The following is a 21,306-nucleotide window of genomic DNA, read 5'->3' as shown; positions in this document are numbered from 1 at the left end:
AATTAGTCATGAGAAAACTAGTATTCGCCCTGCTGCTAGTTGCGCTTCTGCCTTTCACCACATTGGCCCAAACGCGCGAGATTTACACTAACACCAATTTTCGGACGTTGGCTCAGAATCATAAAATTCTGGCCATCATGCCATTTGGCGCCCATCTACAGCTTCGGCCACAGGAAGTAACCAAAAACGGCGGCCCTGAAGGAGTAGCCCGCTTGGAGCAGCGCGAGGGCTTGGATGTCCAGCAAGCGTTGCACTCGTACTTCTTGAAGCAAAAATCTTCCAATGACCTAACCGTTGATGTGCAAGACCCAGCCCGTACCAACGCGTTGCTGGCCCAAAGTGGCCTCACGCCAGCTCAACTTGCCACCCAAACCCCCGAGCAATTAGCTAAGCTATTGGGCGTAGACGGCATCATATCAGGTGAGTTTTCTAGCACGCAGCCTATGTCTAATGGGGCCGCAGTAGCACTGAGCTTGGCCGTTGGATTCAGTGGTCCCACAAATACGGGCAAGCTCCTAATTAATATTCACGACGGTAAATCTGGTGAGTTGCTGTGGAAGTACGACAAAAGTCTTTCCCGTGGCTTCGGTAGCGACACCAACTCCATTGTGACCACTATTATGCGGAAAGCTTCCCGCCAATTTCCTTATTCCAAAGAATTTAAGAGCTAAGCACTTAGTTGTTTTGGCATGTACGGCTCCGGGACAGGCAAATGCCTGTCCCGGTTCATTTAATGTGATACAACAGGAACGATCCTCACGGGCTTATATGTCTATCTTTGTATTACTTGCATCTGCTTGATAAGGAAAGCTGGCACTCAACTTGCCACGCCCGTTGAAACACGTATTTTTGTTTATCTCAACTCATAATGCAGTACCACCTCATGAAAAAAGCATTCGTACTTGCCCTGTCGCTGGCTTGCGCTGGCTTCGGCGCCCAGGCCCAGACGGCCGCCGTAAAGCCTGCCAATGCCCAGGTGAAGCCAGCTGGTCCGCAAATCCAGTTCGATGAAATGAAGTACGACTTCGGTTCCGCCAAGCAAGGTGAAGTGGTAACCCACGTCTTCAAATTTAAGAACGTAGGCACTCAGCCCCTCGTAATTTCCAATATTCAGGTAAGCTGCGGCTGCACCACACCCGAGTGGACGAAAGACCCCGTAATGCCCGGCAAAACCGGTACCATCACGGCTAACTTCAACACCACCGGCAAAATGGGCATGCAGAACAAAGTGCTGACCATCGAGTCGAACTCGGCAGCTGGCAACGCTATGGTATCGGTAGTAGGTGAAGTAAAAGAAGCCTCTACCGTATCTGCCGAGAAAACCGAATCCGCTGCTGCTGGCGACAAGACCAAGCTGAAAGTTGACGACAGCAAGATGAAAGCAAAGAAGAAGTCGTAAGCTTCTTTTCCTTGCTGTTAGCATAAAAAAGAGCGGCCCGCTACATGCGGGCCGCTCTTTTTTGTAGGATTGTTAGTGAGCTTACACCTGCCGGGCTGCTAGCAGCAGCGTAATCCAACCGGCAATGAGCAGCAGGCCTCCAATGGGCGCAACGGCACCTAGCTTGGTGATACCAGTGAAGCACAGCAGGTAGAGCGAACCGCTAAACAAGAGCACGCCGCCTAGCCATAGCCAAGCCGTTGTGCTCAGCAGCCGCAATTCGGGTCGGGCGTGGAGCAAGATGCCCACGGCCAGCAAGCCCAGGGCATGATAAAACTGGTAGCGTACAGCGGTTTCAAAGGTGTCGAAGCGGCCAGAAGCCTCTAGCATCGGACGTAGGCCGTGCGCCCCAAAAGCGCCAATGCCTACGCCTAATGCTCCTAACAAGGCGGCCAGCTGCAGAATGATTCGTGCGGTCATGAAGGAAAAATTGAAGTGGTAAATGGTTGATGATGATGCTAGCGGGAGGTCGAATGGCCAACCATTTAAGCCATTCAACTACTAAGGCGTTAGTTTCTACTGCCAAAAATAGCGCTGCCCACCCGGATGAGCGTGCTGCCTTCGGCAATGGCCAACTGGTAGTCGGAGCTCATGCCCATCGATATTTCCCGGAACGCCTCTTCGCCAGCGAAGTAGCGAGATTTCAACTGTTCGAAATACCCCCGCAACTCACTGAATTCACGGCGTAGCTGGGCTTCGTCGGGGGTGTTGGTGGCAATAGCCATCACCCCGGTTAGGCGAACGTGCTGCAAGCCTTTAAAGGCTTCTGACTGCAAGATTTCCTCTGCTTCCGCGAAGGTGAGGCCGGTTTTGGTTTCTTCGGCGGCAATGTGAAACTGAAGTAACCCGTTGATGACGCGGTTGTGCTTGGCCGCCTGCTTTTCCATTTCCAAAAGCAGCTTCAGACTGTCCACGCTTTGGATGGTGTGCACGAACGGCGCAATGTACTTGACCTTGTTGGTTTGCAGATGCCCAATAAGGTGCCACTCGATATTAGCGGGTAGCTCGGGCTGCTTGGCGGCCATTTCCTGCACTTTGTTTTCGCCGAAAAGCCGGGCACCCGCGTCGTAGGCTTCCTGCAGGCGCTCTACCGGGTGCGTTTTCGTGACGGTGACCAAGCGGCAATTGGTGCCTGCTAACTGGCTTTCAAAAAACTGAATTTTGTCGGATATGGACATTCGGTGGTGAAAATCAACCTTGGGCTGCCCAGATGAAAAGCAACCCAAGAAGTTGGCTAATCCTCTAAAGCATTGGTAAGAAACGTGTTTTTCAGCCCGAGCCAGAGTAGCCACAAGCCTACGCACCAAAACAAATAGATACGGTAATAGTCCCGGGTATTACGGAAACGAGTCTGCTTGATTTCCGATTTCTCGTAGCGGTTGATGCGCTGAAACACCTGGCGGAGCGCGGCGTTGTCGGTGGCGCGGAAGAACTGGCCTTCCGCGGCTTCGGCAATCTGGCGCATCGTGGTTTCGTCGAGACGGGTGTTGACGTAGTTGGTGCGGCCAAAGCCGTCGGTACCGAAGGGCACCACGCCATCTTGCCCCAGCCCGATAGTGTAGATTTTCAGGCCGTAGGCATGCGCCAGCTGGGCCGCCGTGAGCGGGTCGAGGCTGCCCGCCGTGTTTTCTCCATCGGAGAGCAGGATGCAAACCCGCGTACGGCTGCGCGAGTCGCGCAACCGGTTAGTGGCCACCCCGAGCGCCGTACCAATGGCGGTGCCGTCGTTGGCAATCATGCCGAGCTTCAGCCCGTCGATGCTTTCGCGCAACAACTCATAGTCAGTGGTAAGGGGAGCAAGCGAGTACGCCTCGCCCGCGAAAACCACCAAGCCGAGTCGGTCGCCGGAGCGGCCATCCACAAACTCGTGGGCCATGCGTTTGGCAGCCTCCAGGCGGTTAGGGCGCAAGTCGCCGAGCTCCATCGAGCCCGATACGTCGAGCACAAGCACAATGTCGATACCCTCACCCGACTGCACCACCCGCTCGTCGGTGCGCTGCGGGCGGGCGAGTGCCACCACCCCAAACGCCATGCTCAGGGCCAGCACCACATCCGGAATAAAGCGCAACCCCGCCGTCCAGTCGCGGCGGACCTGGCCCTGCACGAAGGCCACACCTAGCTTGCTCCGCCGCCGGTACGCCAGCAGCCAGCGTGCCACAAATAGCAGCGGAATGCCCGCAATCAGAAACAGCAACCGCGGCATTTCCCAGGCATAACTGGCTAGCGTGGCATAGCGCAGGCTATCCACCATGGGGCCAATAATCTGTTGCCAAAGCTGCATTTATGGGTGATTAATTCAAGGGTGAAAACGAGCCCTAGGATGTTGTTGGTGCAATGTTAACGCACATCTGATATTGTCAGCACACCACACACTCAATGCTAGGGTTGCAAAACAACCGTTTTACTTCGCAACTCGTGCTTGCTCTAGCTCGAACCGACGTTGGGCAAAATCGCGCAGGAGGCCGAAAGCCAGGTCAGTTTCGACCTCGTCTTCGGTGAATCGGTTGCCGTAGATAACCCGGTCGGCGAGGCGAAGGGCCAAGCTTACATCGGTATCGTTGTCGTAGTAAGCCACAATTTCGCGGGTGGTAAGGCTATTGATAACGTTGTTTTCGAGGGTGGTGAGGTAGTTTTTCCAGAGCGTAATGGCCCGCTCCATGTTGGTGAGCGAGCGGCTAAGCGTGAACCGCTCGACGTGGCGGGCATATTGGGCCAGGAAATAGACGTGGTTCTTGCGCAATTTGTACAACTGATACCGCTGCCGCCAGCGGCGCCCAAAGCCCCACGCCACGCCGCCCAGCACCACAACCAAAATACCGAAACCCGCCAGCCAATACGGATAGTTGAAGGCCGGCTCGACGGGCAGCAGCGTAGTGTTTTGCCGCAATATGGGCACCGCACCCGTAGCTAAGGGAGGCACCACCCGCTCCAGCCGTACAGCAGCCACCGTAGTCGGGACGGTCAGCGTGTCGCGGCCGCGCAGGATGGTGACCGGTACGGCCAGCCGTTGCACCGAATCGAGGGCGAAGGTGCGCAAGTGGTACACCGTTTCGTCGAGGCTGCGGCCCTGGCGGGTACGGGTGGGGCGGTACGTTTTGCCTACAAACTCGAAAGGGGCATAGTTGGCCGTAGAATCAGGAAAAATAACGTTCAGCCCCGGCGCGTGGCTATAGCTAAGCTCGTAATCAACGATTTCGCCAACCCGAACCGACGGCTGCAAAAACCGGCCCCGTGGAGGACCTGCTTGGTCTTGCGCCGCAACTAGATAAGGCAAAAGCAGTAAACACAGTCCCGTCAGCCAACGGAACGCGTTGTGTTGCCCGGAAGCACTTTTCAACGTCTTGGTGATCTTACCCACGTCCCGCCCGCAAATTACGCCGCCGAAACAGCCGGATAAGCTGAGGAACATAGTCGGCGTCGGTGGCAATGGAAAGGTATTCGGTGCGGTGCCGGCGGCAGATCTGACCGATTTGCGAGCGGTTTTGCTCGTAGGTGGCGCGGTAGCGGGCCCGGAAGCTAGCCGACGACGTATTGGTCCAGACAGTGCGGCCCGATTCCTGGTCGTAGAGGGGCACGATACCCAAAGGCGGAAATTCCCGTTCGCGCTGATCGAGCAGCTGCACCACTACCAAGTCGTGCTTACGGGCCAGCATGGTTAGCTCCCGCTCGTAGGCGGTATCAATGAAATCGGAAATCAGAAGGATAATGCTGCGCCGTTTTAGCAGCCCCAGGGCCTGTTTGATACCAGCCCCAACGGCGGTTTGCCGGGACTTTGGCTCTAAGTTGAACAACTGCTTAATGAGGGCATACGCGTGGCGCACTCCTTTGCCGGGCGGCATGTACAGCTCTTTCTGGTCGGAAAAAGCCAGCAAACCAAGTTGCGCGTCTTGGCGGGCAGCGGCCAAGGCCAGAATTCCGCAAATTTCGCGGCCTACATCCAGCTTGCGGCGATTGGCTGCCCCTACCTGCTGAGACCCACTCACGTCGAAAAGCAGCAGCACTTGTTGTTCGCGCTCTTCCTTGTAGGTTTTGATGAACGTGCCGTGTCCTTTGCTCGACACGGCCCAGTCAATTGCCCGCACTTCGTCGCCGTATTGATAGAGGCGGACATCATCGAATTCGAGGCCTGTACCTTTAAATACGGAATGGAAATTGCCTTGCAATTGCGCATCCACTGCTTTCAGCATCCGGATTTCCACCTGCCGAAGCTTGCGCACGAGCAACTGAAACGGAGTGGGAGTGGGGGAGTTCATATCAGCTAAACTACGTGAATCGCGTTAGGGTTGGCACTCGTATGAAAGGAAAACCCGCAGGAAACCGCGAGAATTCAGAGGAAGCCACAAGAATCAACAGCGAAGCCCCAAGGAAATTGTATTTTTGCGCCGTGAAAAACTTGCTATTTCGTGCTTACTCGTTCAGGTTTAGCCTACTGCTTGCCGGGATGCTATTCGGCTGCCAGCGCCAAGATGATGTGCCGCCGCCCCAGCCCCTTATGCCCCGCGAGCAGCTAGTTAGCGTACTAGCCGACTTGCATTTGCTGGAAGCAAGGGTGGAAACCTCTCGCCTTTCTCCTGATTCGGCCCGGGCTCTTTACTTGCAACAGCAAAAAGAAGTATTCTGGCGCCGAGAAATAAACGATTCGCTGTTCCAGCGCAGCTTCCGCTACTACGCCAGCCACGGCAAAGACCTCGACGATATCTATGGCATCGTTCTAGATACCCTGGCAGCGCGCCAAGCAAAGCTTGGTCCTCCAAAGTAAGCCCGACGACCCAATAGAAAGCGAAGCTGCTGCTATGCAAGCAGCAGCTTCGCTTTTTCGCGTTATATCAATCGGCTGCCATTAGGAACGGGAGCCGCTAGCGTGGCCAGCACAATGTCACCTTGCGCATCGGCGGCACCCGTTACCAGCACTTCCGACATAAACTTGCCGATTTGCTTGGGCGGAAAATTAACTACGCACAGTACTTGCCGGCCTATCAGATCGGTGGGCTGGTAATGGCGAGTAATCTGGGCGCTAGACCGTTTGTGGCCTATTTCGGGGCCTAAGTCAACGAGTAGCTGGTAAGCAGGACGACGCGCCTCCGGAAACTCACGGGCTTCCAAGATGGTACCAACCCGTACATCAACTCGTTCGAAATCAGCCCAGGTGATAGTAGAAGACATAAACAACAAGGTTGTGGCGCAGCTGTATCACTTAGAGGCTATTCTAGTGACGGCGCTATAATACGATTACTGAGCGAAGGCAACCAGTTGGGTTAGGCGCACTTGTACTTGCGCTTCCCAGAACTTTTGCTTGTCGGCGTTGAGGCCGTGGTTGGTTTCCGCGTCGTAGCGGGCTTCCTCGCGCTGCCAAGCCGAGAAAGCAGCTCTGGTGAGGTTGTTGAACGCCGGGTTGAGATGCTGGCAGTTGAGCTTGACCAAACTAAGTTTCTGCCGCAGCATACGGGCGTGTAGCTCCGTGATGTCGAAGTGGAGTTGCTCGTGCCGCAAGAGGGCCGGCGTGGCCTTGGCCGCGTCGCGCACCCACGACTCCTGGGGCAGAAATACCGCTTTGACGCTGGAGCTAAACACGAAATCGGTGCAGCCTACCTGCACATCGATATTGCCGGAGGTGAGAGCCGCCAGCCGGTCGGCGGGCATGGGCTTGCTTTTGAAGTCGGTCCAAGTGAGGGGCCGCTGTGCTGACCAAGCGATGGTTTCTTTAACGGGAGTTGCTTGCGCGGGCTTCGGAGCCGTTGGATTCTGAGAAAGCAGAAGCAGGAGAAACGAGAAAAAAGTCATTTTCAAAGATAAACGATGAACAGCCGCGCCGGAAAGCCAGTGGCTTAGCCTGCTACATCAAATTGATAACGTCTTGTTCCCAAAGCTCGGCATACACCCGTACTCGGTAGCTGAAATAAAGTGCGGCGCTACCATGCAAAATCATCTACCCGCTAATACGGCCGTCGGCGGGACAGCAACGACCCTATGCTGCCGGAAGCGCCATAGCAACACGCCGGCTACCAGGGTCAGGCCCGTGAGCAAGCCCAGCCACACGCCAATACTCCCCAGTTTCAGTAGGAAGCCTAGCCCGTAACCTAGCGGCAGCGCCACAACCCAATAAGACAGCAATGCTACCAAAGACGGTATTTTCACGTCTTCGAGGCCCCGCAACGCGCCAAGCCCTACCACTTGCAAGCCGTCGGATACCTGGAAGGCCGCTGCTATAAGTAGCAGCGTGGCGGCCTGGGCTACCACGGCAGGGTCGTGGTTGTAGAGGTGCGGGACATAGTGGCGGGCCGCCACCAACAGCAAGCCCATAGTAGCCATAAACAAAAAGGCCAGTAGATATGCCGCCAGACCGGCCTGCCGGGCCCCGTACGCATCGCCGAGGCCCCGTAAGTTGCCGACCCGAATAGTGGCTGCCGCCGCAATGCCGCTGGCAGCCATGTACGTAACCGATGCCACGTTGATGGCAATTTGGTGCGCTGCTTGCGGCGTGACGCCTAGCCAGCCAATCATGATGTGGGAGAAGCTGAAAGCGCCCATTTCAAACATCATCTGGAAGCCAATAGGCGCCCCAATGCCCACCAAGCGCTTCAAGGTGGTGCCATCGGGTCGGAGCCAGGAGGGCACTGCCTCGCGGTAAGGGCGCAAGCGGGCCGCTCGCAGCACGTACGCGCCCATGAGCAGCGCCATCAGGATGCGCGCCAGTAGCGTGGCCCAGGCCGAGCCAATCATGCCAAAGGCCGGAACCCCAAGCTTGCCAAACACCAACATCACGCAAAGGCCAGCGTTGACGATGTTAGCCAAAACCGACAAATACATGGCTTGCCGCGTGAGGCCTAGGCCTTCAGCGAACTGCTTGAAGCCCTGAAACACCATGAGCGGCAGAAAGGACAGAAACATAATTCGTACCCACGGCGCGGCGAGAGCCACCACTTCGGCCGTTTGCCCCAAGTATCGGAGGAGAGATGCAACGCCGGTGCCGGCTACGGCGAGAACCAATCCGGCTAGCGTGCTCAGCCATACCCCAGCTACCAGCAAACGGCCGAGTTGTTGCACGTCGCGTTTGCCGTTGGCGGCGGCAACTAGGGGCGTAATGCCCATGGATAGCCCAAGCCCGAAAATCATGACCACCGTGCTTACACTCACCCCAACTCCTACGGCCGCCAACGGCACCTTGCCCGTCTGCCCGACTACTACTGAGTCGCAGACGTTGACCAGCACGTGCCCTAGTTGGCTGAGCACAACCGGATAAGCCAGTAAAAGAAGGGGTTTGAGGTGGGGGCGGAGGGCAGTAAGCGGCATGACTACAAAGCGAAGGAATTCCGCAAAGGTAGCCCAGTTGCCGCCAGCAACTGGGTTTATCATGAGGCATCCGCCAGTTAATGTGCGGATGGTGCTCTACTGAAGAACAGCCGCAAGCCTGCGAATAGCCTCGGTTAGTTCCGCTGCCGGTACGGCGTACGAGAGCCGCGCAAAGCCGGGCGCCCCGCAGGTTGCGCCATCTACCACAACTACGCCAGCGGCTTTTAATTTCGTCATCAATTGTGCCGAGGCTTCAGCGGGCGCTAGGTCGGGGGCGATAAAGGCGCGCAAATCGGGGAAGGCGTAGTAGGTGCCACCCGGAGCGTGCGGCAAGGCTCCGGGTAGTGTGGCTAGAAAGTCGAGCAGGCGCTGCCGGTTCGGGAGCAGCTGTTGCCGCAGGGTGGTCGTGATGCTTGGCCGGGCTTCGGTGGCGGCTAGAGCCGCTATTTGGCTAGGCACGGCTACAGCGCCACCGGTGGCAAATTGCTGCTGTGCACAAGCCCGCGCTACCGCGGGCGGTGCCACAAGATACCCGACGTTCCAGCCCAGCAGCGTCAACGACTTGGAGAAGCCGTTTACCACCAAGTGTTGGCCGTTGGGGTCGGGGAAAGAAAGCAGCGAAGGCACCACTTCCGAATCAAAGCAAATGCCATCGTAAATCTCATCGGACAGCACAAAAAGCTGCGGGTGCTGGCGCGTAACAGCTAGCAGGGCTTCAACTTCGGTGCGCTGGTAGATGCGACCTGTTGGATTGTTGGGATTCGTGAATAGTAACACCCGCGTTCTAGGGGTCATAGCAGCCTGCAAAAGCTCTGGCGTCAGCGCGTAATCATCAGCAATGCTTAATGGCAGTTCGCGTATCACGCCGCCCGCGCGTTCTATTAACTCCCAAAAGCCAAACCAGTTAGGAGTGGGTAGCAATACTTCGTCGCCGGGGTGTAGCACGGCGCACAGCAATGCAAACAGAGCCGCTTTGGTGCCTGGCGTAACGACAATATTCATTGGCGTTATAGGTGGCCCACCCTGCTGATGATAGTTGGCGGCTAGTGTCTCACGCAACGTTGGTAACCCTTCTACCGGACTGATGGGCAGGCGGCCCACATGCAGCAGGTTCAGTACGCGGGAAGTGACTTCGGATGCCGGCAGGAAATTGCCGTAACCAGAGGCAAGGCTGATAAGTGACATAGAGCGAAAAGAACAGCAGCCGATAAGGTAGGCAAAGTAGGTCGCCTTTCGCAAGCGCAATTCGCAGCAAAGCAGCCACACTTAGCAACATTTGCTTGGGTCTGCGTGCTCTTGAGGTCAACCCAGCATCTTTCTGCAAGCATGGCCCTAGAATCTGCTTTGATGCCACAAAGGAGCATACAGCAACTCAAGCAAATGGTGTTAGGCACTCGTCGTCAGAAAGAATCTGCTTAGATAACTGCCAACCATCATGCAGGCCGGAGCACTACGTCGGCAAAGTAATCTTGCTCGTCGGTGAAGAAATTGGTGACGGTGAGGCCCGCCTCAGCAGCCAGCGCTTCGATTTGTGGAGCAGTGAACTTGTAGGAATTCTCGGTATGAATTGTCTCCCAGGCGGCAAACTCGAAAGTCTGTTTGAGAGTGCTGACGTGCACGGCTTGGGCGCGGGTGCTAACCAGAAACGAGCGGACTGTGCCAGCCAGCGGGTCGTAGTCGGTGTAGTGCTGCCAGTGGGCGAGGTCGAAGTCGGCGCCTAGCTCCCGGTTGAGGCGCGCGAGTAGGTTGAGGTTGAAAGCGGCTGTTACGCCCTGCGCGTCGTCGTAAGCGGCCCGGATGATGCGCGGATCTTTCTGCAAGTCGAAGCCGATAAGGAGCCGGTCGTTGGGGCTAAGGGGAGCAGCCAAGTTGCGCAGAAACGTGAGGCGGTCGGCAGGCAGGAAGTTACCGATGTTAGACCCCAGAAACAGCACCACTTTGCGCCCCGGCCGGGCCGCCATCAAGCGCAAAGCTTCCGAATAATCGGCCACGATGGGCTCCACGCGCAGATCGGGTAATTCTTCGCGTAAGCTGGCCGTCAAACCGTCGAGGGCGGCCCCGGAAATATCCACGGGTACGTAAGTGAAAGCCGCATTCGTTTCCAGCAGGTGGCGAAGCAGAATTTTGGTTTTCAAACCATCGCCGGCACCTAACTCCAGCAGAAAGAAGGGTTCTTGCGTGGCCGTGGGACGCAAAGCTGTAGCCAAGGCCGACTGGTGCCGGGTGAACAACTGAAACTCGGTGCGCGTGGGATAGTACTCGGGTAGCGCCATAATCTGCTGAAACAGGCGGCTGCCTTCGTCGTCGTAGAAATACATCGACGACAACGTTTTTTGCGGGCGTCGTAACCCTTCGGCTACGTGGCGCTTCAAGGTTTCTAGTTCCTGGTTTTGCGTTTCTGAGGGCAATTCAGAAGACGAGGACAAGGCGGCAAAATCAAGTGTGGAAGCAGAAGGAACCGGGGCGGAAGAGGGCATAAGCGACGCGCAAACAAGAAGTAAATCAACACAATAACGGCATTGCAGCGCACCAAGTAAATTCCCGGTGCGCTGCAATGCCTATCTGGCCAGGCGAATGCCAGTGAATTGCCAGCGTTTGTCGGCGTGAAAGAAATTGCGGTACGTGAGACGAATATGGCTGATGGGCGTAGCGCAGGAGCCGCCACGCAGCACCAACTGGTTGACCATAAACTTGCCGTTGTATTCGCCTAACGCGCCGGGCGCCCGATTGTAGCCGGGGTAGGGGTGATAGGGCGAGTACGTCCACTCCCACGCATCGCCAAGCAGCTGGTGGCAGCGGTTGGGGTCGGCGTCAGAGGGCAGCGGCTGGGGGTCGAGGAGGTTGCTTTCTAGGAAGGTGCCTCCTACGGGAGAAGCCTGGAAGTGACGGGCTGCTACTTCCCATTCCTGCTCGGTAAGCAGGCGTGCGCCCGCCCAGGTAGCATACGCCTGTGCCTCATAGAAGCTCACGTGCGTAACGGGGGCCGCCAGGTTTACAGGCTGCAGGCCGCGGTGCGTGAAGCGGTGCCATTGGTTTTCTTTCTGCACCCAGTACAGCGGCGCTTCCCAGCCCATGCTTTGCACCAAGTCCCAGCCTTCGCCTAGCCAGTGCCGGAAATCCTGGTAGCCGCCGGCTTTTATGAATTCCAGGTATTCGCCGTTGGTTACCAAACGGTTCTGGATTTCAAAGTCAGTGGTCAGCACTTCGTGGGCATTCAACTCGTTGTCGAAGCAGAACCCTGTGCCTTCGTAGCCGATGCGCGAAATACCGCCTGGCACCGGCAGCCAAGCGGCTTGAGGGGCTTCCACAACACGCGAAGCAGTTTCCGTGTCCTTCTTGAAATAAGACGGGGCCAGCGGACTCGTACTAAGAATGTATTTGATATCGGTGGCTAGCAATTCCTGGTGTTGCTGCTCGTGCTGTAGCCCAAGCTCAAACACCTCGTGGAAGGCGGGCGGCAGCGTGTCGGCCAGGGCCAGGAGTTGCGGCATGTGCTGGTCTACGTGGGCACGGTAGGCATACACGTCGGCCAGCGCGGGCCGCGAAATAGTGCCCCGGTCGGCCCGGTTCACGCGGGAGCCAAGCGAGTTGTAGTACGAGTTGAACAGAAACGCGTAGTCGGGGTGAAATACCGTGTAGCCGGGCAGGTGTTCTTTCAGCAGAAATGTTTCCCAAAACCAAGTGACGTGGGCCAGATGCCACTTGGGCGGGCTCACGTCGAGCATGGGCTGCACTACGGTGTCTTCGGGCAGCAGCGGAGCACACAGCAGCTCGGTACGCTCGCGCACTTCCTGAAAGCGTTGCGCTAATGACGACCCAGCGGTAGCCGGTGGAGCAGGGGCAAAGGAGAGAGGAGACGACGACATAGCAGCAAGGGAAAGAAAATGCTTGGCAAATAACTGCATTTCTCTGGTTCAGGTTTTAACCCGCCTTCAAACATCGTGCAGTTGGGGCCGCAAGCTCCTCCGTATTTGTCGCAAAGCCAGTGTTATATATCGCGCAAGCTCCTCCGTAAAAAGCGGTATTTTATAGCGCTTTCCCTATTTCTTATCGGTTTTAATTAGCCCAATGTCAAGGACCTGCGTTTCTTGCTTACACAAAGCAACCACACGGACATTCCTTTTCCACAACCACTACCACTATGCAAAACAATCTGCAAGCCACCCCAGCATCACGTCCGGCTGCTAAGTCTAAAGCTGCCACCACCGAGTCTAAGCCAAAGCGCCCACGGGGCTTTGCAGCCATGGACCCCGAGCAGCAGCGTCGTATTGCTAGTGAAGGCGGACGCGCTTCGCACGAGAGTGGCCGCGGCCACCGCTTCACGGCCGAAGAGGCCCGCGCTGCTGGTCGTAAAGGCGGCCAAGCAACCCGCAAAACTTCAACTCCAAAAGCGTAAGCTGGAGTTATAAGAGGCCTACTTCCAACTATGGTCTTTGAAAAGCCGCTTCCGGAATAACTCCGGAAGCGGCTTTTTTATGCCGCTTTGTTAGTAGCAGGTTGTTATCAAAGCTAAATGGGCCGTGACCAGGGGCTAGCGTCGTGCCGCGGCTTGCGTACTTTCAAGCCCTCCAACGGTTTGCTTGTACTGCCGTATTATCGCCCATGCTTCAGCTTCGCTATTCACAGCGCGTTTTGCGCTTCAACTTCCCGGCCCGCACCTCGCGCGGAGCCCTCACCGAGCACGTAGTTTGGTACCTGCACCTCACCGACACGCAACAGCCGGGCTGCACCGGCCTTGGCGAAGCAGCCCCGCTAGCTGGCCTCAGCCCCGATTACCGTCCTGATTTCGAGGCCCGACTAACCCAGCTTTGCATTGAGTTCAACAGCCGAAAGTTTACTGCTGATGCGGCTCCGGAAGATGTGCTGGCCCTTGTTGGCTTGGACTGGCCTGCCTTGCGTTTCGGCCTCGAAACGGCCCTGCTCGACTTGCACCACGGCGGCCAACGCCAGCTTTTTAATAATCCGTTCAGCCGCGGCGAGGCCGGTGTACCCATCAACGGACTCGTTTGGATGGGGGATGCCGCCTTCATGCGGGAGCAGATTCGCAAGAAGCTAACCGAAGGCTATTCGTGCCTGAAGCTGAAGATCGGCAGCCTCGATTTTGCCACCGAGATGGAGCTCCTGGCCGAAATCAGGGCGGAAGCAGGTCCTGCTGAACTCACGCTCCGCGTAGATGCCAACGGGGCATTTGTGCCCACCGAGGCAATGGCTAAGCTAGAGCAGTTGGCGCAGTTTCAGCTACACTCCATCGAGCAGCCGCTAGCGGCCGGCCAGTGGGCCGCAATGGCCGAAGTGTGCCGCCATTCGCCGGTGCCAGTAGCGCTAGACGAAGAGCTAATCCGCGTTACAAACCCCGCCTTGCAAGAAGCCTTGCTCGAAGAAGTGCAGCCCGCCTACATCATTCTCAAACCCACGCTGGTCGGTGGCTTGGCCGCGGCGGCTTCGTGGTGGCAACTAGCCGAAGACTGGGGCATCAGCTGGTGGCTTACATCGGCGCTGGAGTCGAATGTAGGTCTGAACGCCATCAGCCAACTAGCCGGGGAGTATGCCCTTCCAAACTTCCCGCAGGGATTGGGCACTGGGCAGCTTTACCACAACAACTTGCAGGCGCCCTTACGCATTGAAGGGGGAAACCTGCACTACAACCCAAGCGGGGAATGGGAACTGCCAGCGCTTAACGACGAAGGTGGGAGCAGCCTAGAAGAGCATAGGCAAAACTAAGGTTTGCCTAGAGTGCGGGCGCTACTCTTATAACCATGGCGATAAAGGCGGTTTTTGGCTATATTTCCAATCCCGCCCCGCCCTCCTATGTCCGCCCCTTGGTTTTGTACGCTTGCTCTGTCGCTCTGCCGTTGCTGGTTAGGATGGCAATGGTGTAGGCCGTTGGTACTGGTGCTAGGAATGCTCCCGGCCATTGCGCAGTCCCAACCCGAGGTTCAACCGCTCCGAATCATCAAAGAGGAGAGGGCATTTCACTTTGTGAAATCAGGACAGCGCAAGGTTCGGATGCCGTTCGAATTTCAGCGCAACCTCATCATCGTACAGGCCCACCTCAACGGCCAAGGACCTTACAATTTCTTGCTCGATTCGGGTGTAGGTATTTCGCTTATCACCGATCCTACGCTCATCGAGCCTCTCAAGCTACGTCGGGGAGCCAACTACAACGTGATGGGGGCCGGACAAGAGAAGCCGCTGGAAGCCTTTTTTTCCGACAGCGTCAACGTTACGATGCCCGGCGTGGTAGCGCCTACCTTGTCTTTTTTGGTACTTTCTTCCGATGTGCTCAACCTCTCGGGCTACGTGGGTCTGCCCGTGCATGGCATCCTCGGCTACGATGTCTTCAATAGCTTTGTGGTACAGGTAGAGCCCACAGCGGCCCAGCTGTGGTTTCATGCCCCCAACACGTATGAACCACCACGGGGCCGCCGCTGGACGCAGCTTCCCATCGATATAGAAGGCCGTAAGTCCTACCTCAACGTGCCCGTAAATATTAACGATTCGCTGGCTCTGCCGCTCAAACTCGTGCTCGACACTGGGGCCGGGCATGCGTTGTCGCTGGAAACCTCTTCCGACGCGCGTATGCGGGTGCCCGCCAAGCGGCTACGGGCGCAACTAGGGCGCGGCCTGAGCGGGGCCATCAACGGGTATTTGGGGCGGGTACAAAGCATGCAGCTCGGCCGCTACCGCCTCAACGCCCCGCTCACGTCGTTTCCCGATGCCGATAATGGAGCCTTGCGCGTGGAAGTACCGCGCAACGGCAACATAGGCTTCGAATTACTAAAGCGGTTTGAAGTGGTCATCGATTACACCCACAACACGCTCTGGCTACGCCCGAACTCCTTGTTTCGGGACCCTTTCGAGCACGATATGTGCGGCCTGGAACTGCTGGCCTCCGGGCCCGACTACCGCCGCTATTTTGTGCTGCGCTTAGAGCCCAACTCGCCGGCCGTGGAAGCTGGCCTTCAACCCGATGATGAGTTGCTATCTATTAATCTGATTCCCGTCAAGAGCATGAGTCTCACCCAAATCAGCCGCATTTTCCATTCCGGCGACGGTAAAACGCTCTTCCTACTGTTGCAGCGCAATGGTCAGCTCGTATCGGCTTTTATCCGCCTGAAACGCCAGATTTAGGGCGGAAAGCCCAAATTATATGGCGAAGAAAGCAGGAGTATCCCCTGCGAAAATTGGTACTATTGAACCGGCATCTAAAATTCCTACATTAGAAGCTGGTCCTAGCGGCGCCCCTCGTTCACGCTTTACTCCGCCAATTCCACCCAATGCCCACGCCCCCCGTGCTGCCGTCGCCGCCACCTTCCATTCAGGCCAATCAGCACATTTACTCTGATTATTTTCGGGCAGATTTCGTCGAGACACTCGACCGTAATATTCTGCAACTGCTCGACAGGGTGTGGTTTCGCTCGCGCCTGATTGGGTTCGAGAACTTTCCGGAGCGCAACAATCCCGAGCGGCCCCTCATTTTCGCCTCCAACCATTCCGGTATGGCTTTCCCCTGGGATGCCATTGTAGTGCTGGCCCACATGTGGCGCACCTTGCCCGGCCAACGGGGGCTGCCCCGGCCGCTGTCGGCGCCGCTGCTCTCGCAGTCTACGCTCATGAATCCTTTCCAGATCAAGGATTTCTGGAAGAAGTGCGGCTGCGTCGATGCCACTACGCTCAACTTCGAGACGATGATGTATTATCAGGACCACAACCTGATGCTTTACCCGGAAGGCGTGCCGGGCATCGGTAAGGGGTTCAACAACAAGTACAAGTTGCAGCGGCTGGCCAGCAGCATGGTGCGCCATAGCATAAACCACCGCACCGACATAATGCCGTTCTACACCATCAACGGGGAATACCTCAACCCCTACGCCTATAGCTGGGAGTGGCTCAACAAGCTGAGCAAGAAAATAGGTATTCCGTTTATCCCGATGGGGCCCATAGTGCTGTTGGTGCTACTGCAGCCCTGGTCGTTCTATATGGCTTATCCCGCTCAGCTCTCGTACGTGCTCGGCTCGCGCATTCGGCCCTACGAGATGATCGACAAGGACCCTGCCGACCTTACCCGCGAAGATTACACGGCGCTTTCGGAGAAGGTACGCCAGCTTATGCAAACTGAAATGGATGCGGCAGTAGTCAAATATGGCCAGCAGCCCTACCGGTGGCGCGACTTGTGGCAGCGCATGAAAGAGAACTGGCGCTACTTTCCTTTCTTTTTGCCTATTGCCTGGCCCGCTCTATTTCGAGAGTTCGAGCGCCTTTACGTGCACGAAGGCCGCCGCGACTTCAAGATGAAGCTCGACAAGCCTGGCGCGTGGCTCCGCATGGTATGGCGCAACCCGTTTACTATCACCTTTTTTATTCCCATCCTCGGCTGGATTCCCATTGCTATCCGGGGCTACAAAGGCCACAATATTGGAGGAAAGAAATAGGTGGTGTTACAGCCATCTGCAAGCTGACTGCCACTAACAAGTTAGAAGCCCGCTACACACAATTAACAGGGGTGCTACTTAGCGTTTATTTCTTTAGTGAAAGAAATAAACGTGTTTCTATTGATACTCCAATCAGGTGCTGCTATCTGGCCCCAAGCTTTCGGATTGTCAGCTAAGTTGAAATAACAAGCTCCAATTATTTCCTTGTGATTATTGATTACGTTGGCCGCATCATCCAACCATTTCATTTGTAAATCTTCCGGGCCCTTTACACCGAATTCGGTTACAAAAATAGGTTTGTGCGCAAAGCGCATACGATGATGTTTGCGAGCGTAAATTGTGCTAAACGATTCTTGCTTTTGGGGGTCGGTTATATTTTTATCGGGCAAGCCATAAATAGCTACGCTAATATAATCTACCACGTCGCCACCCGGCCACCACTCCACAGAACCCCGGTCGCCGGCCGGACCCCATATTCGCTTCACGTTTTTTAGCCTAACTGAACCGTAATTCATAAAATGCCGGAAAGCTTTACTGTATACTACCGGATCTTGGCTCTGCCATGGATAACGTTCGATCGGTATTTCCATTTCGTGAGCAAACCTGAGATACACAGTTTGCTTGGAATTAGATAACACTGAATAAAGCTTTTTAAATATAGAGTCGTACTTACCGTTTATGGTATTCAATAATACATTATCCCCCTTTTTATAGCTTTTGTCTTTCCAAGGCTCCACGGTCAAAATCACATCATGCTTGCGCGCTGTAATAGCCGTGAATTCTTTTAGAAATAGTCCGTCTTCAACATTGCCGAGGTCAATAAACAGGTGCTCGACTTTTACTGGCTCAGCCGTCAGCAGCAACTGCTTAGGGTCATAAACTCCTATGACTGGATTCGCAGTTCTGGTGGCAACAGGCGTTGAAATGGCTGAATCAGGGGCTATGGTTGCGTAAATAGTGGCCTGCTCGCGTTCCGTTTCGTTGATGGCAACTGGTAGAAATTCCTTAACGAGGTTGTTTGTATTCGTGTCTTCTGTCCCAAGGATCAGGATTGGCTTATTCATAAACCGCACCCTGTGGATTTTTCGCTTAAGCAAGACCGTCATATCCTTGGTGTGTGGATAACCAGTTGCCTGAAGTTCTGATTTACTGTTTACGGTTAGGCTTATTACATCAACCACATCATTGCCTGGCCAATATTCTTCTGCTCCCGGATAGCCAGCTGGTCCCCAAACTATTTGAGCATTCGGCAATAATTGCTTGGTTAGCTTCGCAAACCGGCGAAAGGCTTCGGCATAAAGTGCAGACGATTGAAACTGCCAAGGATAAAGGGTGACTGGTACTTCCATTTCTGGATTCCAGCGTAAATAAATGGGCTGCTGAATTTCGGCTAGCGAAGTACAGATAGTTTTAATCTTCGCGTCGAAATTGCCATCAACAAATTTCTGCAGAATATTCTCCTGATTAGCCCCTACTGTTTTTATGGTAATCAGATTCGGCTTTGTGGAAGCTAAAGCAGTAAGTGCTTGTTGAATTACTTCGTCACTGGTTTGTTCGGCTATAGTAATTGCTGAATGCTGAAAATTAATTGCGTCTTTAACAGAAGCAGTAGTATCGTGTGCATAGGAGCCAATAATAGGCTCCGCAAAATCTTTCTTGATTTCAGTGTTCGATACGCTTCTTGCTGAAGACGATTTAAAGTATTCGAACCCTACTAGAGCGGCAAAGGCAACAAAGAATATAATTAAAATGTAGAAAACAGTTCTATTGTTCATGCAAAAGGTGTGTTAATAGCCTTAGCACCAGGCAAGTGCTAGGCAGGCGGCGAGTAGGAGAGCGGAGAAGAAACGTGCAGGTGGTGATTATGTATTTTTAGGTGGGCGAACTAGCACCAACCAGTCATTGGGTCTAACCTGCATGGGCAAGTTATAGGGTTGTTATTGACCGTGCAATTCGCGCCGTACTTCTATTTGATCTTGCTATTTTACAGTTTGTGCCTTGTGTAGACAGCTAGCAACTACGTAGATTCTTACTTTTATGTCTCTCCCGCTACGGGTAGCCTGCTCAGGAATGCTGATAAACAGTCTGTTGCTTGTGCTAGAATTGTTGATTTCGTTACTGAGGTTCTTGCCCCCAATGATGTACTATGGTGCGAAGCCTAGTCGCGGGAAATGTAGGCTATACAATAAGCTAGTGTTCTACTAATTCAAGCGGCTTCAACTTCGGCTGAGCGGGTTTGCTACTGATCAGCTAGGATCGAGCAAGGAAGGCGCAATTGGTTTTTTCAAGCAAACTTCAGCCAAATCAGTATCTTACCATTGCTGCTCTGCGTATTCAGTGAGCAGCGCATTTGCTGCGGCGTTGCGCCGCTGTTGCCGCCCTGCTCCCCGCCCCAATTCCCACGTTTGTTCTTCCAATGCCGTCTTCTCAGCATTTGCTGCTTAAGCAGTTTCTGACTGCCGCCACGGGCCCAATAGCCCGCCACCGACCCCAACTACCCGCCATACGGCTGGCTGCGGAAGCGGCTGCGCTCTTCCAATTTGTGCCCTGGAATGTATTCCTGGAGGATGCCGACGTAGAAGGAATGGCCGCCGAGTGGCTTCGGCCCGTGGGTGCCCATCCGAAGCGGGTATTGCTGTATTTGCACGGCGGAGGCTACGTAATTGGCTCCCTGAACACACACCGAGCCTTGGTAGGCGCCTTGGCGGAAAGCTGCCAGCTAAACACGCTGGCTATCAACTACCGCAAGGCGCCAGAATATCCGTTTCCGGCGGCTCTCGAAGATGCACGCTTGGCTTACGATTGGCTGCTCAGCCAAGGCTACCACGCCCAGGACATTATGATAGCCGGCGATTCGGCGGGAGGGGGCCTTGGGCTGGCACTGCTGCTACACCTGCGCGACGCGGGAATACCACTGCCTGCCGCGGCCATCGGCCTTTCCCCCTGGATTGATTTGGCTATGCCCAGTGGGGTGCAGCGCCAAGCTTGTTACGAGGAGGCGCGGGTGTTGGAAGCTCTTGAAATGCAAACCTGGGGCAGCCTCTACGCCGCCGATACGCCGCATACGCACCCGTTAGTTTCGCCTGGTAAAGGCAAGTTGCACAACCTACCCCCGCTACTGATTCAGATTTCGGATGCCGAAGTGCTGCATGATGATGTAATGCGCTTCTGCCAGAAAGCCCAGTCGACTGGTGTACCCATCACGCTGCAAGTATTTAATGGGTTGGTGCATTGGTGGCACCTGTTTTGGCGCTTCGTGCCAGAGGCCCGGCAAGCACTCAACCAGGTAGGTGAATTTACCCGCGGCATTTGGGCAACTCAGATGCCTGCCACGCGGTAAAACAACATGGCTGTCAAGGCCGCTGGTTTTCAGCCGAGTGAAAGTAGAAAGCGAAAGACAGGACTGAGAGTTGTTGGACAGCGTTTTTGCCTTTAAAAGCCAATTGCCGATGAATATCTTGTCTTCAGCATCAACTATATAGCAGCCATTTTGTAGGTTTGTAGCAAATGGTAGGCTTGCATACTATTTTTCTCGGCCAGCGAGTCCGCAAGGCCATTTTTTACTTCTCTCACTCTCTTTTAATCACTCAGCTTTATGGAAGATTTGTTTAAGAAGTTCATCAATGCGGGCGTTGGCTTCGTTTCTCTCACCACCGATCGGGTACAAAAAACCATTGATACGCTGGTGCAAGAAAGCAAGCTATCGGAGCAGGAGGGAGCTAAGATCATGGACGAACTGAAGCAAAACGGCGAAACCAAGCGCAAGGAGCTGGAAAAGCAGGTTCAAAGTATTGCTTCGCGCGTCATGAAGAGTGTAGGAGTAGCTCCAAACGCTGAGGTGGAAGAACTAAAGCGCACCGTGAAAGGCGGGAGCAAGTCTGCAACTGAGCCCAAAGCGGCCGCGGCCCCTAAGGCGAGCAAGCCTACTGTCAACTCTATGGTTGGCACCACCAACGTAAGTAGCTCGGAAGGTAGAGCTGCCGCGGCCAAGAAAACCGTAACCACTCCGGCAACTAGCTCGGCCGGTAAAGTGAAAAACTCCAGCGACGACAGCAAAGAAACCAAAGCCAACAAAACGGCCGCTAAAAAAGCCATTTCACCAAACGACAACACGTCCAGCACGGGCAGCACGTTGTCGTAGTGTGG

At 55.1% G+C, this 21,306-nt stretch carries 21 protein-coding genes; 9 read left to right on the top strand and 12 right to left on the bottom strand.

All coding sequences use genetic code 11. From position 1 onward, the window contains the following. Nucleotides 1–8 precede the first annotated feature (8 nt). Nucleotides 9–671, top strand: a complete 663-nt coding sequence (locus tag P1X16_RS12530; RefSeq protein ID WP_277229226.1) for a hypothetical protein — start codon at nucleotides 9–11, stop codon at nucleotides 669–671. A gap of 212 nt (nucleotides 672–883) precedes the next feature. Further along, on the top strand, nucleotides 884–1,399 hold the full coding sequence (locus tag P1X16_RS12525; protein ID WP_277229225.1) for a DUF1573 domain-containing protein: 516 nt from the start codon (nucleotides 884–886) through the stop codon (nucleotides 1,397–1,399). A gap of 81 nt (nucleotides 1,400–1,480) precedes the next feature. Here P1X16_RS12525 and P1X16_RS12520 read toward each other — a convergent pair whose 3' ends face one another. From P1X16_RS12520 to P1X16_RS12500, 5 genes are all read right to left on the bottom strand, one after another. After that, the gene (locus tag P1X16_RS12520) at nucleotides 1,481–1,858 is read right to left on the bottom strand and encodes a DUF423 domain-containing protein (protein ID WP_245118955.1); all 378 of its coding nucleotides are present in this window, start codon (nucleotides 1,856–1,858) and stop codon (nucleotides 1,481–1,483) included. An 89-nt stretch (nucleotides 1,859–1,947) separates the two neighbouring features. After that, nucleotides 1,948–2,616: a YggS family pyridoxal phosphate-dependent enzyme gene (locus P1X16_RS12515; RefSeq protein ID WP_277229224.1), complete on the bottom strand. Its 669-nt coding sequence runs from the start codon at nucleotides 2,614–2,616 to the stop codon at nucleotides 1,948–1,950. Nucleotides 2,617–2,672: 56 nt separating this feature from the next. Then, a complete protein-coding gene (locus P1X16_RS12510; protein WP_277229223.1) occupies nucleotides 2,673–3,719 on the bottom strand; it encodes a VWA domain-containing protein in 1,047 nt (348 codons plus the stop codon). Nucleotides 3,720–3,839: 120 nt separating this feature from the next. Continuing rightward, nucleotides 3,840–4,712: a hypothetical protein gene (locus tag P1X16_RS12505; protein ID WP_277229222.1), complete on the bottom strand. Its 873-nt coding sequence runs from the start codon at nucleotides 4,710–4,712 to the stop codon at nucleotides 3,840–3,842. A 76-nt stretch (nucleotides 4,713–4,788) separates the two neighbouring features. Next, nucleotides 4,789–5,691 carry a DUF58 domain-containing protein gene (locus tag P1X16_RS12500; protein WP_277229221.1) on the bottom strand — a complete coding sequence of 301 codons (903 nt, stop codon included), beginning with the start codon at nucleotides 5,689–5,691 and terminating at the stop codon, nucleotides 4,789–4,791. Nucleotides 5,692–5,879: 188 nt separating this feature from the next. Here P1X16_RS12500 and P1X16_RS12495 point away from each other — a divergent pair, with 188 nt between their 5' ends. Further along, complete coding sequence (locus P1X16_RS12495; protein WP_277229220.1) at nucleotides 5,880–6,197, top strand: DUF4296 domain-containing protein; 318 nt, start codon at nucleotides 5,880–5,882, stop codon at nucleotides 6,195–6,197. A 62-nt stretch (nucleotides 6,198–6,259) separates the two neighbouring features. Here P1X16_RS12495 and P1X16_RS12490 read toward each other — a convergent pair whose 3' ends face one another. The 6 genes from P1X16_RS12490 to egtB form a co-directional block, all read right to left on the bottom strand. Beyond that, entirely contained in the window at nucleotides 6,260–6,601 is a 342-nt protein-coding gene (locus P1X16_RS12490) for a tRNA-binding protein (protein WP_277229219.1), read from the bottom strand. A 66-nt stretch (nucleotides 6,602–6,667) separates the two neighbouring features. Beyond that, the gene (locus P1X16_RS12485) at nucleotides 6,668–7,219 is read right to left on the bottom strand and encodes a DUF922 domain-containing protein (protein ID WP_277229218.1); all 552 of its coding nucleotides are present in this window, start codon (nucleotides 7,217–7,219) and stop codon (nucleotides 6,668–6,670) included. Between the two features lie 141 nt (nucleotides 7,220–7,360). After that, nucleotides 7,361–8,791, bottom strand: coding sequence for an MATE family efflux transporter (locus P1X16_RS12480; protein WP_277229217.1), 1,431 nt, complete (start codon nucleotides 8,789–8,791; stop codon nucleotides 7,361–7,363). A 33-nt stretch (nucleotides 8,792–8,824) separates the two neighbouring features. Continuing rightward, nucleotides 8,825–9,913, bottom strand: a complete 1,089-nt coding sequence (locus P1X16_RS12475) for an aminotransferase class I/II-fold pyridoxal phosphate-dependent enzyme (RefSeq protein WP_277229216.1) — start codon at nucleotides 9,911–9,913, stop codon at nucleotides 8,825–8,827. Nucleotides 9,914–10,161: 248 nt separating this feature from the next. Beyond that, on the bottom strand, nucleotides 10,162–11,205 hold the full coding sequence (gene egtD, locus P1X16_RS12470) for an L-histidine N(alpha)-methyltransferase (protein WP_277229215.1): 1,044 nt from the start codon (nucleotides 11,203–11,205) through the stop codon (nucleotides 10,162–10,164). Between the two features lie 81 nt (nucleotides 11,206–11,286). Next, nucleotides 11,287–12,594 (bottom strand): ergothioneine biosynthesis protein EgtB, encoded by a 1,308-nt coding sequence (gene egtB, locus P1X16_RS12465; protein ID WP_277229214.1) that lies wholly within the window; start codon nucleotides 12,592–12,594, stop codon nucleotides 11,287–11,289. Between the two features lie 275 nt (nucleotides 12,595–12,869). Here egtB and P1X16_RS12460 point away from each other — a divergent pair, with 275 nt between their 5' ends. From P1X16_RS12460 to P1X16_RS12445, 4 genes are all read left to right on the top strand, one after another. After that, nucleotides 12,870–13,124 carry a KGG domain-containing protein gene (locus P1X16_RS12460; RefSeq protein ID WP_277229213.1) on the top strand — a complete coding sequence of 85 codons (255 nt, stop codon included), beginning with the start codon at nucleotides 12,870–12,872 and terminating at the stop codon, nucleotides 13,122–13,124. Nucleotides 13,125–13,330: 206 nt separating this feature from the next. Continuing rightward, nucleotides 13,331–14,449 carry an o-succinylbenzoate synthase gene (locus tag P1X16_RS12455; RefSeq protein ID WP_277229212.1) on the top strand — a complete coding sequence of 373 codons (1,119 nt, stop codon included), beginning with the start codon at nucleotides 13,331–13,333 and terminating at the stop codon, nucleotides 14,447–14,449. A 180-nt stretch (nucleotides 14,450–14,629) separates the two neighbouring features. Continuing rightward, on the top strand, nucleotides 14,630–15,859 hold the full coding sequence (locus P1X16_RS12450) for an aspartyl protease family protein (protein WP_277229211.1): 1,230 nt from the start codon (nucleotides 14,630–14,632) through the stop codon (nucleotides 15,857–15,859). Between the two features lie 146 nt (nucleotides 15,860–16,005). Next, entirely contained in the window at nucleotides 16,006–17,160 is a 1,155-nt protein-coding gene (locus P1X16_RS12445; protein WP_277229210.1) for a hypothetical protein, read from the top strand. A gap of 74 nt (nucleotides 17,161–17,234) precedes the next feature. Here the strand turns inward: P1X16_RS12445 and P1X16_RS12440 are convergent, their stop codons facing one another. Further along, nucleotides 17,235–18,935, bottom strand: a complete 1,701-nt coding sequence (locus P1X16_RS12440; RefSeq protein ID WP_277229209.1) for a hypothetical protein — start codon at nucleotides 18,933–18,935, stop codon at nucleotides 17,235–17,237. Between the two features lie 641 nt (nucleotides 18,936–19,576). Here P1X16_RS12440 and P1X16_RS12435 point away from each other — a divergent pair. Both P1X16_RS12435 and P1X16_RS12430 read left to right on the top strand, forming a co-directional pair. Then, the gene (locus tag P1X16_RS12435) at nucleotides 19,577–20,500 is read left to right on the top strand and encodes an alpha/beta hydrolase (RefSeq protein WP_277229208.1); all 924 of its coding nucleotides are present in this window, start codon (nucleotides 19,577–19,579) and stop codon (nucleotides 20,498–20,500) included. Nucleotides 20,501–20,755: 255 nt separating this feature from the next. Continuing rightward, complete coding sequence (locus tag P1X16_RS12430; protein WP_277229207.1) at nucleotides 20,756–21,301, top strand: hypothetical protein; 546 nt, start codon at nucleotides 20,756–20,758, stop codon at nucleotides 21,299–21,301. The last annotated feature ends 5 nt before the right edge of the window (nucleotides 21,302–21,306 follow it).

The organism is Hymenobacter sp. YC55, from assembly GCF_029433095.1.
Taxonomy (GTDB): Bacteria; Bacteroidota; Bacteroidia; order Cytophagales; family Hymenobacteraceae; genus Hymenobacter.
This window is presented reverse-complemented; position numbering and strand designations above follow the sequence as displayed.

Coding starts and splice junctions, on each gene's coding strand:
- P1X16_RS12435 (WP_277229208.1), top strand. CDS start 19,577: ATGCCGTCTTCTCAGCATTTGCTGCTTAAGCAGTTTCTGACTGCCGCC.
- P1X16_RS12440 (WP_277229209.1), bottom strand. CDS start 18,935: ATGAACAATAGAACTGTTTTCTACATTTTAATTATATTCTTTGTTGCC.
- P1X16_RS12475 (WP_277229216.1), bottom strand. CDS start 9,913: ATGTCACTTATCAGCCTTGCCTCTGGTTACGGCAATTTCCTGCCGGCA.
- P1X16_RS12445 (WP_277229210.1), top strand. CDS start 16,006: ATGCCCACGCCCCCCGTGCTGCCGTCGCCGCCACCTTCCATTCAGGCC.
- P1X16_RS12500 (WP_277229221.1), bottom strand. CDS start 5,691: ATGAACTCCCCCACTCCCACTCCGTTTCAGTTGCTCGTGCGCAAGCTT.
- P1X16_RS12495 (WP_277229220.1), top strand. CDS start 5,880: ATGCTATTCGGCTGCCAGCGCCAAGATGATGTGCCGCCGCCCCAGCCC.
- P1X16_RS12515 (WP_277229224.1), bottom strand. CDS start 2,616: ATGTCCATATCCGACAAAATTCAGTTTTTTGAAAGCCAGTTAGCAGGC.
- P1X16_RS12525 (WP_277229225.1), top strand. CDS start 884: ATGAAAAAAGCATTCGTACTTGCCCTGTCGCTGGCTTGCGCTGGCTTC.
- P1X16_RS12510 (WP_277229223.1), bottom strand. CDS start 3,719: ATGCAGCTTTGGCAACAGATTATTGGCCCCATGGTGGATAGCCTGCGC.
- P1X16_RS12520 (WP_245118955.1), bottom strand. CDS start 1,858: ATGACCGCACGAATCATTCTGCAGCTGGCCGCCTTGTTAGGAGCATTA.
- P1X16_RS12490 (WP_277229219.1), bottom strand. CDS start 6,601: ATGTCTTCTACTATCACCTGGGCTGATTTCGAACGAGTTGATGTACGG.
- P1X16_RS12530 (WP_277229226.1), top strand. CDS start 9: ATGAGAAAACTAGTATTCGCCCTGCTGCTAGTTGCGCTTCTGCCTTTC.
- egtD (WP_277229215.1), bottom strand. CDS start 11,205: ATGCCCTCTTCCGCCCCGGTTCCTTCTGCTTCCACACTTGATTTTGCC.
- P1X16_RS12485 (WP_277229218.1), bottom strand. CDS start 7,219: ATGACTTTTTTCTCGTTTCTCCTGCTTCTGCTTTCTCAGAATCCAACG.
- P1X16_RS12460 (WP_277229213.1), top strand. CDS start 12,870: ATGCAAAACAATCTGCAAGCCACCCCAGCATCACGTCCGGCTGCTAAG.
- P1X16_RS12450 (WP_277229211.1), top strand. CDS start 14,630: ATGCTCCCGGCCATTGCGCAGTCCCAACCCGAGGTTCAACCGCTCCGA.
- P1X16_RS12430 (WP_277229207.1), top strand. CDS start 20,756: ATGGAAGATTTGTTTAAGAAGTTCATCAATGCGGGCGTTGGCTTCGTT.
- P1X16_RS12480 (WP_277229217.1), bottom strand. CDS start 8,791: ATGATAAACCCAGTTGCTGGCGGCAACTGGGCTACCTTTGCGGAATTC.
- egtB (WP_277229214.1), bottom strand. CDS start 12,594: ATGTCGTCGTCTCCTCTCTCCTTTGCCCCTGCTCCACCGGCTACCGCT.
- P1X16_RS12455 (WP_277229212.1), top strand. CDS start 13,331: ATGCTTCAGCTTCGCTATTCACAGCGCGTTTTGCGCTTCAACTTCCCG.